The organism is Labrys sp. KB_33_2, assembly GCF_052114505.1.
Classification (GTDB): Bacteria; Pseudomonadota; Alphaproteobacteria; order Rhizobiales; family Labraceae; genus Labrys.
On record NZ_JBFREW010000004.1, the window covers coordinates 413,968 to 430,000 of the forward strand.

A 16,033-nucleotide genomic window follows, 5' to 3' on the forward strand; every position below is an offset into this window, starting at 1 on the left:
CCGTCTTGCACTCAATAGGCCGTCAGGATGGTTGCCCGCCGCCTAACCGGGCATGGCGGCTTGAGACGGAGACAGGATTGCCGCAGGGATCCTTGGCATTGGCAAACCGATAGCCATCCGCCGGATGAACCGGACCAAACACCAGGCCGTTTCGGGCGCTCAGGGCGCAGAACGCATCCACGTCCTCGACATCGAACACCAGCTTGACCAGGGACTGGCCACTGCGCTGCCCCTTGCCGGCCTGATGCAGCATCAGGCGCATGCCTCCGCCCGGATTGACGAGTTCGACGATCCTGTCCTCGGGGTGGCGTATCGCCTCGAAGCCGAAATGCTTTTCATAGAACAGCACCATCGCCTCGATGTCTCTGGCGTAGATCAGCAGCCGGTTGAGCGGGACGGCCTTCAGCTCAGCAACCCTTTCTTGCCGAAGCGTTGCTCGAGGAAACGGGTAATGATTTCCACCACCAGCTCATGGTCGGCCTGCTGGGGCAGGCCCGATATGGTGATGGCGCCAACCAGGCCCGTGCCCTCCACGATGATCGGAAAGCTGCCGCCATGTGCGGCATATTCCTTGGGATCGACCATGAAGCGATCATGGAAGGAGGGACCGCCCGGCAGCGTCGACTGGCCCATATAGAAGGAGGAATGTCCGAACCGGTAGACCACCGCCGATTTGCGCGCGATCCACTGATCATTGTCGAGCGAGGTTCCGGCCAGGGCAGCATGGAAGAGCTGCTGGCGGTTGCGGCTGACATTGATCGCCACCGGCAAGGCGCGCTCGCGGGCGATGCCGAGCGCCAGCGTGCCCAGATCGATGGCGATGTCGTTGTCGAAGGCCGGGAAGGTGAGCACCGCCTCTTGGTGTAGCAGCTCGCTCAGCGTGATCTCGTCGGGCATGTGGGCCTCCTTGCCCGACGATCATGCGGGGACCCGCCACCCCTGGCAAGACGGCAGGCGAATTCCCACACAGGCAAGGCGTGCATCAGTGTGCCGCCCCCACCCTTATGATTTGATAGGGTTGTGGAAACGCCCCTCCACGAACCAGTAGCGCGCCGCTATTTGCGGAAGGTCGCCTCGCCTGCATCCGAGACCTGCACCCAGCGCTTGTCGGGTGCCGCGCCCGCGACGTAGGCATCGTTCCAGTTCCACCATTTATAGGGCGGCGTCTGCGGATAGCCCTCGGGCGAATCCTCCCAAGACTCCTGGCGGCCGAGCGGGGTGATGTCGAGATAGTTCCAGGTGCCGCCCATCTGCTCGTCGCCGCGGCTGTTGACGAAATAGGTGCGGAAGATCCTGTCGCCGTCGCGGTAGAACACATTGGTGCCGTGCCATTCGCCCACGCCGAAATCCCAGTCGAAATCGTCGATCACGGTGTACCAGGGCATGGTCCAGCCCATGCGCTGCTTCAGCCTGGCGATATCGTCCTGCGGTGCCCGCGAGAGGAAGACGAGTGTGGTGTCACGGGCATTGAGATGAGAGAGATGTGCGACCTGGTCAGCCACCATCGAGCAGCCCCGGCAGGCATGCTCGGGCCAGCCGAACACACCCGGCTCGAAAAAGGCGCGATAGGCGATGAGCTGGCTGCGCCCCTCGAATAATTCCGCAAGGCTCGCCCGCCCCTGCGGCCCCTCGAAGACATAGGCCTTCTCCACCGCCATCCAGGGCATGCGCCGGCGCTGGGCCGCCAGGGCATCGCGAGCCCGGGTATGCGCTTTTTCCATCGCCAGCAACCGCTCATGGGCCGCCTGCCATTCCTGCGGCGATACCACCGGCGGGGTGTGCATGCCCGTGGCTCCGTTCTGTCCATTTCCGGCTGGAGTGGTCATCGCAAATCTCCTCATCCGGGCACCCATCGTACCGCATGCTTCAAGCGCATCGGCACGCGCTGCCCTTGGCTCGTTATCGGTGAGGAGAGAGTGCCACCGGGAGGCGGAGGGGTGGGAGTAACAAGTGTGGCGGCATTCGGAAGGGCCTGATCGCAAGCGCATGCCCGAAGTCCCGGCAACGGCTCGCATCGTTCCAGCAAGATCAAAGACAGGCATGGTGTATCGATTTATCGAAGCTTGTCGCCGGAGGTTTTTTGGTTAGGGTAATCAACATAAAGCGCCCGGAAAGAGGAGCAATGTTCGTAAAAAATTAGAATACCAAGAGGAAAAGTTATGAAATTGGGTCTATCTATTCTTTCAAATTGCGCTGCGGTTTTGGGCGTCATCACCCTTATAGGTTCAACCTCCCCTCTTGCGGCACAGGAATCCGACAAGACCGTCGCGCTTCTTCAGCAGCTTCTGCGCTTCGATACATCCAACCCGCCGGGAAGAACATTGGAGGAAGTCACCTACCTCAAGAAGGTCTTCGACGATGCCGGCATCGAAAATGAAATCATCAAGACCCCTAAGGATGGGGTGGCTCACTTCATCGCCCGCCTGAAGGGCGACGGCAGCAAGAAGCCTGTGCTTCTGGCTGCGCATTCGGATGTAGTGCCGGTCGAACGGCACACCTGGAGCGTCGATCCCTTCGCCGGCGAGATCAAGGATGGCTATGTTCTGGGCCGAGGGGCAATGGACTTCAAGGGCGGACAGGCGGTGTTCGTCCAGGCCCTCCTCGAGCTCAAGAAGAGTGGTGTCGCGCTGTCGAGGGATGTGATCTTCCTGGCCGAAGCCGATGAAGAAGCCGGCGATTACGGCACCGACTGGCTGGCGAAAAATCACTGGGACAAGATCGACGCCGAATTCGTCTTGAATGAAGGCGGCTGGATCTTCCAGGACAAGAAGGGGGCCACCCGGCAGGTCAACATCACGACGCGTGACAAGATCTATGCCGGCCTCAGGCTCAAGGTGACGGGTACGCCCACGCACTCCTCGCGCCCGCAACCGGACAGTGCGGTCGGCAAATTGACGAGGGCGCTGGCGAAATTATCGGTATGGGACACCGAGCCCACCCTTACCGGCCAGACCAAGGCCTATTTCCAGGCCCTTTCATCGAGCGCAACCGGGCAGATGAAGCGCGATCTCCAGACCTTGGCTTCGAGCAGTGACCCTTCGGCACTGAAGAAAGCCGGAAAACGCGTCTCCGCCACCGGTGATTACCCACTGCTCTGGCATGCCCTGATGCGCAATACGGTCGCGACGACGATCATCAAGGCCGGGGTGAAGGAAAACGTCATTCCTGGCACGGCCGAAGCCTATGTGAACGTGCGCCTCATTCCGGGCTCGACGCCCTGGGATGTACGAAGCCAGGTCGAGAAAGCCATCGCCGATCCCGATATCAAGATCAGCGTCGACACCACCCTGTCGGAAGCCGACGCCAAGGCCTATTACAAGAAACGCACCGAAGCCGAGGCATCCCCGACCGACACGCCCCTGTTCAAGGCTCTCGAAACGGCCGGAAAGAAGACATGGCCCGAGGCTACGGTGGTTTCGGCCCTGTTCGAGGCCGGCACGGACGCTTCCGCCTGGCGAGACCGCGGGATACCGACCTATGGCATCTATCCATACCCGCTGGACAATGAAACGCTCGAACGCATGCACGGCAATGACGAGCGCATCGCGGTCAAGTCTTTGAAAGAAGGCACGTCTTTCATTTACAGCACACTGGTCGGCGTGGCCGCGAAGTGATCACCAGTCCTCCTTCCCGCGGGTTGGAAGGAGGAAGGCTTGGAGCGCGGCGCCGGGACATCCCGGTGCCGTGACCGTCGGCAATCCAAACGGACAGATGGTCGTGGCCCTGAACGAGCATCGCCAGGAAACATGCTGGCCACCACGATGGATTCTGCAGCCCGACAGAATTGCCGGCTAGCGCCTGGCTTGTGAAAACAGATCCCTAAGCAAATTACCTCCTGGCATTTTCGCCAGTGGAATGTCGGCCTCCTCGAACCAGACCTTGCTGGCCTCCGGATGAGGGCCGCTCAAGGCGACGCTGCCTTTGCCAAAGGAATAGCGCGCCGCCGCGACATCGCCGTTCTCATAGGTGGCGATCTGCCGAAAGCCAGCATCCTGCTTTGCGCTCGGCAGGTAAGGACCGTCCTGAAAGAATATTCCCTGTTTCTGGCCCGCCCAACGCACAGTTATGGCTGCGTCGGCAATCGTCTTGACGGCGAAGCCAGGACGTCCGACCTCGGAGTCGAGATCATGCGGGATCAGGCCTATCCCCGTGGCATCCGCAAGATAGGCGCCCATGCAGACGCCGACATAATGGCCGCCCTGCGCCACGTAATTGCGAATGGCGCCGATGCGGGCCTTGCCCAGGCTCCGCAACGCCCCCGGAATGTCCTGACCGCCACCCGGCTGCACATAGATGTCGTAGCGTGACAGGCTTTGGGGGGAGATGTCGGTCCGTTCCCCCGCCCCAACAAATTCGACACGGTAGTTCGGCCCGAGTTGCTCAATCGATGTCTTCATGGTTTCGGAGCAGCCTTCACAAGAGGCCGGGCCCCGATACACCGCCACCCGAATGAGTTCGCCCTTTGCCTGTGCGAGAGACGCCGCGGGTAACGTCCCGAGCAAGACAGCCCCAATAGCAGCCGATGTACAGAGCTTCATGATACCTACACCAATGATTTTAAAGGATATTTCCGAACCGGACGCCGATTTGAACGGCGATCCTCGATGGGACCTGCGGCTGTTCTATGACGGCAAGGAGGCCGGAGCGGGCAACCGGCATCTGCTCCGCACAGGCATCACCGGCCACCGCTTCATTCGGCTTTGGATGAGAAGCGGCTGGCTCACCCACGAGCAGGGCTTGTTGGAACGAAGGCATTGTCCGGAAATAGCCGAAGCGCCGCCCTTGTCATGCCCCGGCATCCAGGGGGCCCTGCTTCGACGTCTGGAGGGAGAAGCTGGATTGCCGGGTCAAGCACGGCAATGACAAAGAGCCAACTCGATTCGTTATTTATGGATGAATCCTAAGCCGGCGACGAAGGCACCTTCTTCATCCCGCCGTCTCAGCCATCATCCCAGCCAGCGCCTCGCTCCGCGTGAGGATAGCATCGCCCATATAGGCGAGCGAGGTAAAGCTGCGCTCGGCCGCTTCCCGGTGGCCGGTGCCGCAGGCATCCTCGACGATGACGGGCACGAAGCCGAGATCGGCGCCGTGGCGGGCCGTCGGCTCGATGCCGATCTCGATGGCGACGCCCATGATGGCGAAGGCGGTGAGGCCGCAATCACGCAGGATGGTAGCGAGCGGCGTGTCGGCAAAGGCCGAGAAGGTGATCTTGTCGAGGATAGCCTCGTCCTCGCGCGGCGCCAGTTCCGGCGCGATCTCGAAACCGGGGGAGGAGCGCAGGAACCAGGGCTTCACCGCGGCGGGGTCCTCGGTGCGCTGCCAGGCCATGGCCTGGCGATATTGGAAGCGTCCCATCAGTTTGGGCGGCATCGACATGTGGCGCAGGAAGACGACGCGGTAGCCGCCGGCCCGCGCAGCCTGCAGCACGGCGGCATTGCGCGCGATGATGGCGGCGCTGTCGGCAATCTGGCTGAGGATGCCCACCTGCATGTCGTAGACGATGACGGCCATGCGGTCGGGCCGGCAGAGTTCCGCGAGGGAGCCGTGGAGTTCGAGACCGAAGGGATTCTTCATGGTATTCGGCTCCTTGCGGGGATGCCGCCAGCCGAAGCGAGCGGCGCCATGACAGCCCCTCACCTTACGGCGAGGCCGCTTGCAAATCACCCCTTTACCGGCGGAAGGGGACATTACCCGATCCGACGCAGTGCCTGTGTCGCCCATAGCGCAACCAAAGGTAGCGACATCCCCGGAGGCGCTGCTTTCAAGGGAATCCGGGGCTGAGTGTCGCATGTTCAGCCTTTGGATTTCCTTCCTTTGACCCTGCCGGAAATGCCATGCAGCAGGTCTCACCCGGCCGGCGCCGCGCAGGCCGCCGGCGTCGGCTCGCTGAGGCCAAGCTGCTCGCCCCAACGGCAGAGGGCAGCGCTGCTGGCGACGAGGCCGGCGCCGCGCTCGCTCAGGGAATAGACGACCTTGGCCGGTATCTGCTCATAGACCTTGCGGTGGATGAGGCTGTCGGCTTCCAATTCGCGCAGCTTTTGCGCCAGCATCTTCTCGCTGATTGCCGGAATAGCTCGGCGCAGCCGGCCGAAGCGGCGGGCACCGGTATGGAGCTCGCACAAAATGTCGAGCTTCCATTTGCCTTCGAGCATGCGGATCGCCGCCGCAAAGCCGCAATCATTCGCCGTATCCGCCATGCCCCTCTCCCTCGCCACCCCTTACGACCTGGTAACCACTTACGTGGGCGTGCGTATTGAGCGCCGCCACGCCAGCCCCATCTGCCCGAGGACGATGGAACGCGCGGCAGGAATTCGTCAGCCCGCACTGGTGGATATGGAGTGTCGAGATGAAGCTTGCAATTGCGGTGCTGGGAACGGGACGCATGGGATCGGCGCTGGCGCGCGCCCTGCTGGGCGCCGGCCATGAGGTGACGGTGTGGAACCGTACCCCGGCCAAGGCCGAGGCGCTGGCTGCCCTCGGCGCGACCGTCGCGCCCTCCGTGGCCGAAGCCGTGGCGGCGGGAGCGGTCGTCATCGTGAATGTCAGCGATTACGACGCCACCGCCGCGCTGCTGCGCGAGGCCGGCGTCGGCCGGGCCCTCGAAGGCAAGCTCGTGGTCGAACTCACCTCGGGCACACCGCAGGGCGCGCGCGAGGCTGAAGGCTGGGCGGCCGCGCAGGGCGCTGCCTATCTCGACGGCGCCATCATGGCCACGCCCGATTTCATCGGTACCGAGGCCAGCACCATCCTGTTCGCCGGCCCCGGCCAAGCCTTCGAGGCGAACAAACCGTTATTCCTGGCCCTCGGCGGCAATGTCCAGCATGTCGGGGAGGATGCCGGCCTCGCCAATGCGCTCGACAGCGCCCTGCTCGGCCTGATGTGGGGGGCGCTGTTCGGCACGCTCAACGCCATCGCCGTGAGCCAAGCCGAGGGGGTGGCACTCGGCGTGCTGGGTCGGCTCTGGCAGACCTTGATGCCGGTGATCGACGGTCAGGTCGCCGACCTGATCAAGCGCAACGAGACCGGCCGCCTGGCCAATGACGAGCAGAGCTTTGCCTCGATCGCCACCCATTACCACGCCTTCGAGCATTTGCTGGCGGTGATGCAGGCCCGCAAGATCGACCTCGGCGTCATCCTCGGCCAGGACAGCCTGTTCCGCCGGGCGCTCGCGGCCGGCCACGGCGAGGACGATTTCGCTGCACTCTCGCGCTTCATGATTGGACGAGATTGAGCGGACCGTTCACGTGAATGCGATTCACCAGCCGAGAACTGTGATTTGCCGAAGATGCCGGCAGCATGAAGAGTGTCGATGGGCTCGGCGAATCGGGCCGCTCGGGCTCTACAGCCCGCCAGCAAGGACATATCATGACATCTCGGCGCCTTCCGCTCCCGCTTCTCGCGGCCCTTCTCCTCTTCGTCAGCCTGGCCGGCTTTCTCGCGCCGTCTGGCTCCGCCCGCGCGGCCTCCGCCGACATCGACGTGAACGACATCATCACCGATCCCTCTTCCCCCGTGCTCGGCAATCCCAAGGGCAAGGTCACCATCATCGAATTCACGGATTATCGCTGTCCCTATTGCCGAGTGATGCAGTCGCGTCTCGCCACCCTCCTGCGCGAAAACAAGGAGATCAGGCTGGTGATGAAGGAATGGCCGATCTTCGGGGAGGCTTCGGTCTATGCCGCCAGGGTGGCGCTCGCCGCCAATTGGCAGGGCAAATATGGCGAGGTGCACAATGCCCTCTTCGCCCTGCCCCGCACCATGGACAAGGATGCCGTGCGCGAGGCGGCCGGCAAGGCCGGCGTGGACCTCGCGCGGCTCGACAAGGATCTTGCCGCGCGAGGCCCGGAGATCGCAGCCATGCTGGCCAGGAACGACGTCGCCGCCCGCCTGTTCCAGCTCCAGGGCACGCCCGGCTTCGTGATCGGTCACGACGTCTATTTCGGCGCGCTCAGCCTGGAGCAGCTTCGACGCTATGTGAAGGCTGCGAAGTGAGCAGCCTTAGTAGCCTGCAAATGAAGAACTTTCTCAATGCGGGCTCGCCGTTGGCCGCACCACGATCTCACTGACGTCGACGTCATCGGGCTGGCCGATGGCATAGGCTAGTGCAGCGGCCACGGCATCCGGGCTGATGGTAACAGCCCGGAAGGCTTTCATCGCCTCCCGCGCGGTGGGATCGCCGATCGTGTCGGCAAGCTCGGAGGTGGTGGTGCCGGGCGAGATCACCGTGACGCGGATGCGATCCGTCTCCTGGCGCAGCCCGTCCGAAATGGCGCGCACGGCGAATTTGGTAGCGCAATAGACGGCGGCGGTGGGCGAGACGCGATGGCCGCCGATCGAGGAGACGTTGACGATCTGCCCGTTGCCCTGCTCCTCCATGATCGGCAGCGCCGCGGCGATGCCGTAGAGCACCCCCTTGATGTTGACGTCGATCATGCGGTCCCATTCCGCCACCCTCAACGCCGACAGCGGGGAGAGTGGCATCACCCCGGCATTGTTGACCATCACGTCGAGCCGCCCGAAAGCCTGGCGCGCGAAGCCGGCAAAGGCGGCGACCTCGGCCTGCGACGTCACGTCGAGCGGGCGCACCCTCACCTCGCCGCCGTCAGCCGCAATCGCCGCAGCGAGATTCTCCAGCCTGTCGGTGCGGCGTGCGCCGATCACCACGCGGGCGCCCGCCGCCGCCAGCACCCTTGCGCTGGCCTCGCCGATGCCGCTGCTCGCGCCGGTGATGGCCACGACTTTTCCTGCAATTGCACTCATCTCATATGTTCCTTGTTGAGGTGTTCGCGCCGAGGCGCGGCATCAGGCCTTCGCCGGCTCGGGAAAATCGGCGCTCAGCGTGGTCTCGGCCCAGGTCTCGAAATTGAGGCTCAGCGCCTCCAGCCTTTGGCGGGCGATGCGCAAGGCCGGCGCCCCGAGCAGCAGGCGTAGCGGCGGCTCCGGCGCCTCGACCGCCTTGATGATGGCAAGGGCGGCGCGGGCGGGATCGCCGGGCTGCCGTCCGGAAACGGCACGGGTCTGCTCGCGGCGCCTGCCGGCGGTCTCCGCATAATCGGCGATGACGGCGGGCGCTTCCACCATGGAGCGGCCGGCCCAATCGGTGCGGAAAGCCCCAGGCTCGACGATCGTCACCTTGATGCCAAGTGGCGCGACCTCCTGGGCAAGCGATTCCGACAGGGCTTCCACGGCGAATTTGGTGGCGTGGTAATAGCCGGTCGCCGCAAGGGCCACGAGGCCGCCCAGGGACGAGATATTGACGATATGCCCGCTCCGGCGCGCCCGCATGCCAGGCAAGACCCTCTTGGTAACGCCGATCAACCCGAAGACATTGGTTTCGAACTGGGCCCGGATCGCGGCATCCTCACCTTCCTCGATCGCCGCCAGATAGCCATAGCCGGCACTGTTGACGGCAACGTCGATATGCCCGAAGCGAGCCTCGGCCGCCGCCACGGCTTTCTCGATCGCGCCAGGATCCGTCACGTCGAGTTCGACGGCGAGAGCGCGCTCACCATGCGCGGCGGTGAGATCGGCCAGCGTTTCCAGCCGCCGCGCCGCCAGCACGGCCTGCCATCCCCTGGCGAGAACGGCCTGTGCCAGCGTCTGGCCGAGGCCCGAAGAAGCCCCCGTGATGAACCAGACCGGTGTTTGCTTTGTCATGTCAGTATCCTCTCTTTCGGCCGGAGCGCGGAGCCCCAGCCCGGCGCCCGCTCAGCGGCGCCGGAACACCATGCCGCCGTGATGCAGCGTGTCGCGGTCGACGAATTCGCCATCCGCGGTGAAGCCGGTGTCGTCCCAATAATCGATGTGCGTGCCGCGGACTTCGTAGCGGCCGCGATAAGCGCTCTTGCGGCTGCCGCGCGCTTCGTCATAGCGCCCGTTCGGCAGCAGCTCCTGCCGGATATGGCCATCTTGCGTGACCCACATCCCCACATAGGGGTGTTCAGCCATGTTCGCCTCGTTTGTCATGATCTGATCCTGGCCGGGAGACGGCGTATTCGAGGCCAGCGCCGGGGTCGCCCCCATCAGCAGGGTCACGATCACCGCATGGGCCGCGATCTGCCTGGCAACGCTGCCGTCGACACAACGATGCGCCATGGCCATCCTCCTCGCATCAGGTTCCTGTTTCGCGCAGGGTCGACCGTCGGCCCCGCTGGAAAGCACCCTAGACCGATGAATTGGCACGATCGAGTTGCCGATCGGAGATGACTTGGTTAGATTATCTAACCAATGACGGATATGTTCGAAGGCATTTCAACCTTTGTCACTGTGGCGGAGGCCGGCAGTTTCCGCCTCGCTGCCGAGCGGCTGGGCGTCACCCGCTCGGCCGTCAGCCAGGGCCTGCAGCGCCTGGAGGATCGCCTCGGCGTCGCGCTCGTGCAGCGCACCACGCGCAGCGTGCGCCTGACCGAGGCGGGCGAGCAGCTCTACCAGAGCGTCAACCCGGCCCTGTCCGAGGTGAAGACGGCGCTAGGCGCGGTTCAAGACGAGCGCGGACGTCCAACCGGCACGCTCCGGCTCAGCGTCTCCTCGATCGCCGAGACCTTCCTCTCGGGCGCCGCCCTGATGGGGTTCCTGCAGGCCTATCCCGGCATCCGGCTCGATCTCACGGTGACGGACGAGGAAGACGACATCGTGCAGACCGGTTTCGATGCCGGGGTGCGGCTGGGCGAAGTGATCGAACAGGACATGATCGCCATCCCCGTCTCAGGTGAACAGCGCCAATTGGCAGTGGCCTCGCCCGACTACCTCGCCCGCTGCGGCACCCCGCAGCATCCACGCGATCTCCTGGCCCATAGCTGCATCGGCTGGCGCGCCCGGCCGGACCTCGCCCCCTATCGCTGGGAATTCACCGAGAACGGCCGCGATTTCGAGATCACCGTCGAGCCCAGGATGACGACCAACGACATGGGCACCATGATTCGTCTGGCCTGTGCCGGCGCCGGCATCACCTTCGGCGTCTACGACACCTTCCGCGCTTATCTCGACCGCGGGGAACTGTTGCCCCTGCTCGAGGCATTTGGTCCCCCCTTTGCTGGTTTCTATCTCTATTACCCACGCCTCCAACGCCAGCCGGCAAAGCTTCGTGCGCTGGTCGATCATCTGCGCACCACGACACGCAACGGCGAAGCACCGTGAGGGCTGCGACGCGGACCCCCCGACCGGCAACATGGAGCCCCCCTTTCCTGGCCATGCAAGTTGGCTAACTCAAGCAATTGCTAAACCGCTTGGACAAGCGACACAAAATTTGCCGGGGATGCAGTTGACAGCTAGACCTAAACAGACGACTTGGACATAAATGCTTCTACAGCGCAGGAAGAAATGACGAATCCACTTCAGCAGATTTTCCGCCGTGTGCGGGCGGCAAAATCGAAAGAAGATGTCGAAGAATTCCATCTGACCGATGGGTATGTTTTCTCCGAGCCGTCGCCCCAGAACGCTGTCGACTTGATTCCGGGATGGAATCACGCCTTCCCGCCGGAATTGGGCATCCAGGCGGGACCTTCCTATATGTATGAGGATGGGAGGATCCACTGGGCCGTCGAACAATTCGGGCCCGTCTCCGGTCGGCGCGTTCTCGAGCTGGGCCCTTTGGAAGGCTCCCACTCGATGATGCTGGAGAGGCTTGGTCCAGACGTCCTCGACGCCGTGGAAGCCAACAAAATGGCCTTCCTGCGCTGCCTGATCGCCAAGGAGATCTTCAGACTGCAGCGTGCGCATTTTCATCTCGGCGACTTCGTCAAGTGGCTGGAACGAGACGACCCGCCATACGATCTCATCGTTGCATGCGGTGTCCTCTATCATATGGAGGACCCGCTGAGATTGCTCGAATTGCTGGCCGCCAGGGCCGATGCGATCTATATCTGGACACATTACTTCGACGAAACTGCAATGCCACCCGAAGATCTCAGGCGCGTTCCGTTCAAGTCACAAAAGCCGCCATACAAGGAACTCAGCCACGAAGTCGAGTTTCGCGGCATCGATATCAAATTGCACGAGCGCAGCTACTATGGCGCCTGGAAGAAAACGGCATATTGCGGCGGTCCGGTCAATCGACATTATTGGATGGAAAAAGAAGACCTTCTGGCGATCCTCGGCGTACTTGGTTTTGATGATGTGCGCGTTGCCCATGACGATCCCCAACACATCAACGGTCCCTCATTTTCCGTCTTCGCCCGGCGAACGGTTCAGCAAGCTGAAAGGTGAAACAAGGTGTTGGGGCTAGCGAATCTCATCCGTCGGGGCATCAAGGCCAAATCAATCAGGAAGGGGCCCAAGAAGGAAAGCCCCTTGGTGATCGAGCAGAAATTCCGGGAAACCTATATCGCGGAGAGGCCGGTGGACCTCGAGGCCATCGAGGAGTTTCGTGGCGATGCGTTTCCCATCAGTGGCCCGGCTTGCTGGCTTGACAGGCCGAACGCGCTGCTGGAAGTCGAACGTCGCCATACCGCCGGCGAACTCAACGACACCGAAGCCGCGATGTGCAAACAATGGATATTCGAGGGTTACTGCATCGTGCCTGGTCTGATCGAGGCGGAACTTCTCGATCGCCTCTGGGCAGCCTATGAAAAGGCGATCGCCGATGGAACGATCACGGTCGCGCCGGAGAGCCGGGGTGCCGGCGATATTCTCCCCGGCCGTACGCTCGATCCCCACATTCCGGTGCCGGTGCTGCGCGAGTTGCAGCAACATCCCAAGATATTGAGAATTTCGGATGTGCTGTTCGGACGCAAGACCCTGCCGTTCCAGACGATCATGGGACATAAGGGTAGCTGGCAGAGTCCGCATTCCGACACGATCCACATGACCACCTATCCACTGGGCTACATGCTGGCGAGTTGGATTGCGTTCGAGGATGTCGGCACTGATTGCGGGCCATTGGAATATTATCCACGCAGCCACCGGCTCGTGCCCCCTTTGCTGAGCGGGGAGCTCGGTATTCCGCCGCGTGCATTCAAGGAAAATATCGGGGTTTACAGCTCACGCTACGAGCCGACGATCCGGCACTATATCGACACTTTGGGCCTCGAACCGAAATATTTCCTGGCCAAGGCCGGTGACGTCCTGTTCTGGCATGCCGACCTGTTGCACGGCGGCTCGCCTCGCAAGGATCTCAAGCTTTCCCGCAAGGCGATGGTCTGCCACTATTTCGCACAGGGCGCCTTCACCTATCATGACCTTTCCGGCAATGCTACGCGCCTACATAAGAACGGGCTTTATGCCCCCCCCGCGATCGACGAGAGCCTGTGAGGCCTTCTCCGGCGGGGCATTTGGAATTGGGTGTGCCGGGATTGTCTCTCGATATCAGGCGCTACTGGGCCTCGGCTTGAACAGGCGCCAGATCGGCGCAACGACATAGCTGATCACCGGAATGGTCACCAGCCCCACGCCAATGCCCACCAGGCCCGAGCCCGCAGCCTGGACCAGCCATGTCACCACCCCGCCAGCCGCCGGCACACTATGCGCCGCCGCTTCGGCGGCCTCATGGAGGACATGGCTGAGAGCGCCCAAGCCATAGGCCTCGAAGCCATGCAGGATGATGCCGCCGCCGACCCAGATCATCGCGGCAATGCCGACCAGGCCCAGCACCTTCAGGAAATAGGGCATGCCGACGACGAGCGCACGGCCCATTCCGCGCAGCAGGCGCCCCATCAAGGAGGGCGAGGTCACCCTGGCCATCGCCACGCCGAGATCATCGGCCTTGACGATAAGAGCGACCGCACCATAGACCGCAGCCGTAATGCCTATGCCGACAATGGCCAAGATGACGGCCTGGGTCACGAATCCGCTATCGGGAACGGAACCGAGTGTGATGGCCATGATCTCCGCCGACAGGATGAAGTCGGTTTTGATGGCGCTTGCGACTTTCTGATCTTCGAAGGATTGCGCATTGGGGTTGATCGAACCGAGTTCGGCTTCATGCTGATGGGCTGCATGCGGCACGATGAGCTCGTAGATCTTCTCGACGCCTTCGTAGCAAAGATAGACGCCGCCGATCATCAGCAGGGGCGTAATCGCCTGGGGCGCAAGCAGGCTGAGCGCGAGCGAGACCGGCAGCAGGATCAGAAGCTTGTTCTTGAGCGAACCAGCGGCGATCTTGCCAATGATGGGCAATTCGCGCTTTGCCGCAAACCCTGTGACGTAGCGCGGCGTGACAGCCGCATCGTCGATAACTACGCCAGCCGCCTTGGCGCCTGCCTTGGCAGCCTGGCCGGCAATGTCGTCCAGTGAGGCGGCGGCGACTTTTGCCAGGGCCGCGACGTCGTCGAGAAGGGCGATCAGGCCAACACTCATTGCACCCCCAATTCAGCTTTGCAGCAGTCGATACTGGACAGAAATGCCATGTATCAAGTCCGGCATCATCATCCCGTGTTTGCGTTCACCTACCGAAGCAGGGAGAAAATGGCGAGGCAGCGCTTCGAACATCCAGAGCGCAGCCTGGGACATCGCATTTCCCGCCTTGATTGCATAACTCAAACGCAAAACCCCGACCGAGTAATTATCTCGATCGGGGTTTTTGATATGCGATTTGGTTGCGGGGGCAGGATTTGAACCTGCGGCCTTCAGGTTATGAGCCTGACGAGCTACCGGGCTGCTCCACCCCGCGGCAGGTAATTTACATGGTATTCGAGATTTTTGCTTTGCAGGCCTGGCAACGACCTACTCTCCCAGGTCTTGAGAGCGATCAAGCCGATCAAGCTATTAGTACCGGTAAGCTGCACGGATCGCTCCGCTTCCACACCCGGCCTATCAACGTGGTGGTCTACCACGGCTTTCGAGGGAGAACTCATCTTGAGGTGGGTTTCCCGCTTAGATGCCTTCAGCGGTTATCCCGACCGTACATAGCTACCCTGCACTGCGGCTGGCGCCACAACAGGTCCACCAGAGGTACGTCCATCCCGGTCCTCTCGTACTAAGGACAGATCCTCTCAATTCTCCTACGCCCACGCCAGATAGGGACCAAACTGTCTCACGACGTTTTGAACCCAACTCACGTACCACTTTAATCGGCGAACAGCCGAACCCTTGGGACCTTCTCCAGCCCCAGGATGTGATGAGTCGACATCGAGGTGCCAAACGATTCCGTCGATATGGACTCTTGGGAATCATCAGCCTGTTATCCCCGGCGTACCTTTTATTCGTTGAGCGATGGCCGTTCCACAACGGACCACCGGATCACTATGGCCGACTTTCGTCTCTGCTCGACTTGTCAGTCTCGCAGTCAGGCGGGCTTATGCCATTGCACTCGACGACCGATTTCCGACCGGTCTGAGCCCACCGTCGCACGCCTCCGTTACTCTTTGGGAGGCGACCGCCCCAGTCAAACTACCCACCATACACTGTCCCGGGCCCGGATGACGGGTCGCGGTTAGACATCCATGATCGTAAGGGTGGTATTTCAAGGGTGGCTCCACACGGGCTGGCGCCCATGCTTCATAGCCTACCACCTATCCTACACATGCAAGCACGAATGCCAGTGTAAAGTTATAGTAAAGGTGCACGGGGTCTTTCCGTCTAAGCGCAGGTACCCCGCATCTTCACGGGGAATTCAATTTCACTGAGTCTATGCTGGAGACAGCGGGGAGATCGTTACGCCATTCGTGCAGGTCGGAACTTACCCGACAAGGAATTTCGCTACCTTAGGACCGTTATAGTTACGGCCGCCGTTTACCGGGGCTTCGATTCAAAGCTTGCACCTCTCCTCTTAACCTTCCGGCACCGGGCAGGCGTCAGACCCTATACGTCGCCTTGCGGCTTAGCAGAGCCCTGTGTTTTTGTTAAACAGTCGCCACCCCCTAGTTTGTGCCCCTCGCCCATGGTTGCCCACGAACGAGGCCTCCTTATCCCGAAGTTACGGAGGCAAATTGCCGAGTTCCTTCAGCATAGTTCTCTCAAGCGCCTTGGTATACTCTACCAGTCCACCTGTGTCGGTTTCGGGTACGGTCTGATGTGGGAGCTATTTCCTGGAACCTCGTGATGGCATGCACAATCCAATAAGCACACACCACGGAAGAGATCCGTCACTACCCACTGG

17 protein-coding genes, 1 tRNA gene and 1 rRNA gene (1 of these 19 cut by a window edge) are annotated in these 16,033 nt (G+C 62.0%); 7 read left to right on the forward strand and 12 right to left on the reverse strand.

From position 1 onward, the window contains the following. Positions 1-22: 22 nt before the first annotated feature. The 3 genes from AB4037_RS10295 to AB4037_RS10305 all read right to left on the reverse strand — a co-directional run bounded on the left by AB4037_RS10295 (position 23) and on the right by AB4037_RS10305 (position 1,826). The gene (locus AB4037_RS10295) at positions 23-406 is read right to left on the reverse strand and encodes a VOC family protein (protein WP_434959578.1); all 384 of its coding nucleotides are present in this window, start codon (positions 404-406) and stop codon (positions 23-25) included. Then, positions 403-897, reverse strand: coding sequence for a heme-degrading domain-containing protein (locus tag AB4037_RS10300; RefSeq protein ID WP_434954875.1), 495 nt, complete (start codon positions 895-897; stop codon positions 403-405). The genes AB4037_RS10295 and AB4037_RS10300 overlap by 4 nt, the downstream gene beginning before the upstream one ends. A gap of 158 nt (positions 898-1,055) precedes the next feature. After that, entirely contained in the window at positions 1,056-1,826 is a 771-nt protein-coding gene (locus AB4037_RS10305) for a DUF899 domain-containing protein (RefSeq protein ID WP_441771442.1), read from the reverse strand. 495 nt (positions 1,827-2,321) lie between these two features. Between AB4037_RS10305 and AB4037_RS10310 the strand changes: the two genes are divergently transcribed. Further along, positions 2,322-3,614 (forward strand): M20/M25/M40 family metallo-hydrolase, encoded by a 1,293-nt coding sequence (locus AB4037_RS10310; RefSeq protein ID WP_441771443.1) that lies wholly within the window; start codon positions 2,322-2,324, stop codon positions 3,612-3,614. Between the two features lie 177 nt (positions 3,615-3,791). Here AB4037_RS10310 and AB4037_RS10315 read toward each other — a convergent pair whose 3' ends face one another. Further along, positions 3,792-4,538 (reverse strand): BPL-N domain-containing protein, encoded by a 747-nt coding sequence (locus tag AB4037_RS10315; protein WP_441771444.1) that lies wholly within the window; start codon positions 4,536-4,538, stop codon positions 3,792-3,794. Here AB4037_RS10315 and AB4037_RS10320 point away from each other — a divergent pair. Continuing rightward, positions 4,537-4,863 carry a hypothetical protein gene (locus AB4037_RS10320; protein WP_441771445.1) on the forward strand — a complete coding sequence of 109 codons (327 nt, stop codon included), beginning with the start codon at positions 4,537-4,539 and terminating at the stop codon, positions 4,861-4,863. The genes AB4037_RS10315 and AB4037_RS10320 overlap by 2 nt on opposite strands. A gap of 63 nt (positions 4,864-4,926) precedes the next feature. Here the strand turns inward: AB4037_RS10320 and AB4037_RS10325 are convergent, their stop codons facing one another. Then, positions 4,927-5,574 carry a cysteine hydrolase gene (locus AB4037_RS10325; protein ID WP_441771446.1) on the reverse strand — a complete coding sequence of 216 codons (648 nt, stop codon included), beginning with the start codon at positions 5,572-5,574 and terminating at the stop codon, positions 4,927-4,929. A 272-nt stretch (positions 5,575-5,846) separates the two neighbouring features. After that, positions 5,847-6,197: a winged helix-turn-helix transcriptional regulator gene (locus AB4037_RS10330; RefSeq protein ID WP_441771447.1), complete on the reverse strand. Its 351-nt coding sequence runs from the start codon at positions 6,195-6,197 to the stop codon at positions 5,847-5,849. A 149-nt stretch (positions 6,198-6,346) separates the two neighbouring features. Here AB4037_RS10330 and AB4037_RS10335 point away from each other — a divergent pair, with 149 nt between their 5' ends. Continuing rightward, positions 6,347-7,231, forward strand: coding sequence for an NAD(P)-dependent oxidoreductase (locus tag AB4037_RS10335; RefSeq protein WP_441771448.1), 885 nt, complete (start codon positions 6,347-6,349; stop codon positions 7,229-7,231). A 65-nt stretch (positions 7,232-7,296) separates the two neighbouring features. After that, positions 7,297-7,992 carry a DsbA family protein gene (locus AB4037_RS10340; protein ID WP_441771449.1) on the forward strand — a complete coding sequence of 232 codons (696 nt, stop codon included), beginning with the start codon at positions 7,297-7,299 and terminating at the stop codon, positions 7,990-7,992. Positions 7,993-8,025: 33 nt separating this feature from the next. Here the strand turns inward: AB4037_RS10340 and AB4037_RS10345 are convergent, their stop codons facing one another. The 3 genes from AB4037_RS10345 to AB4037_RS10355 are packed head-to-tail and all read right to left on the reverse strand — an operon-like array spanning position 8,026 to position 10,095. Further along, positions 8,026-8,760, reverse strand: a complete 735-nt coding sequence (locus AB4037_RS10345) for an SDR family oxidoreductase (protein WP_441771450.1) — start codon at positions 8,758-8,760, stop codon at positions 8,026-8,028. A 42-nt stretch (positions 8,761-8,802) separates the two neighbouring features. Next, positions 8,803-9,657, reverse strand: coding sequence for an oxidoreductase (locus AB4037_RS10350; RefSeq protein ID WP_441771451.1), 855 nt, complete (start codon positions 9,655-9,657; stop codon positions 8,803-8,805). Positions 9,658-9,708: 51 nt separating this feature from the next. Then, a complete protein-coding gene (locus AB4037_RS10355; RefSeq protein ID WP_441771452.1) occupies positions 9,709-10,095 on the reverse strand; it encodes an Atu4866 domain-containing protein in 387 nt (128 codons plus the stop codon). A gap of 132 nt (positions 10,096-10,227) precedes the next feature. On the opposite strand from AB4037_RS10355, the gene AB4037_RS10360 reads away from it, so the two are divergent. The 3 genes from AB4037_RS10360 to AB4037_RS10370 all read left to right on the forward strand — a co-directional run bounded on the left by AB4037_RS10360 (position 10,228) and on the right by AB4037_RS10370 (position 13,248). Then, entirely contained in the window at positions 10,228-11,136 is a 909-nt protein-coding gene (locus AB4037_RS10360; protein WP_441771453.1) for a LysR family transcriptional regulator, read from the forward strand. A gap of 183 nt (positions 11,137-11,319) precedes the next feature. Further along, positions 11,320-12,204: a class I SAM-dependent methyltransferase gene (locus tag AB4037_RS10365; protein ID WP_441771454.1), complete on the forward strand. Its 885-nt coding sequence runs from the start codon at positions 11,320-11,322 to the stop codon at positions 12,202-12,204. 6 nt (positions 12,205-12,210) lie between these two features. Continuing rightward, entirely contained in the window at positions 12,211-13,248 is a 1,038-nt protein-coding gene (locus tag AB4037_RS10370; protein ID WP_441771455.1) for a phytanoyl-CoA dioxygenase family protein, read from the forward strand. A gap of 54 nt (positions 13,249-13,302) precedes the next feature. Here AB4037_RS10370 and AB4037_RS10375 read toward each other — a convergent pair whose 3' ends face one another. The 3 genes from AB4037_RS10375 to AB4037_RS10385 all read right to left on the reverse strand — a co-directional run. Continuing rightward, entirely contained in the window at positions 13,303-14,292 is a 990-nt protein-coding gene (locus AB4037_RS10375; RefSeq protein WP_441771456.1) for a DUF808 domain-containing protein, read from the reverse strand. A 236-nt stretch (positions 14,293-14,528) separates the two neighbouring features. Then, positions 14,529-14,605, reverse strand: a tRNA-Met gene (locus tag AB4037_RS10380). Positions 14,606-14,679: 74 nt separating this feature from the next. Beyond that, a 23S ribosomal RNA gene (locus tag AB4037_RS10385) occupies positions 14,680-16,033 on the reverse strand; it runs 1,472 nt beyond the window's last position.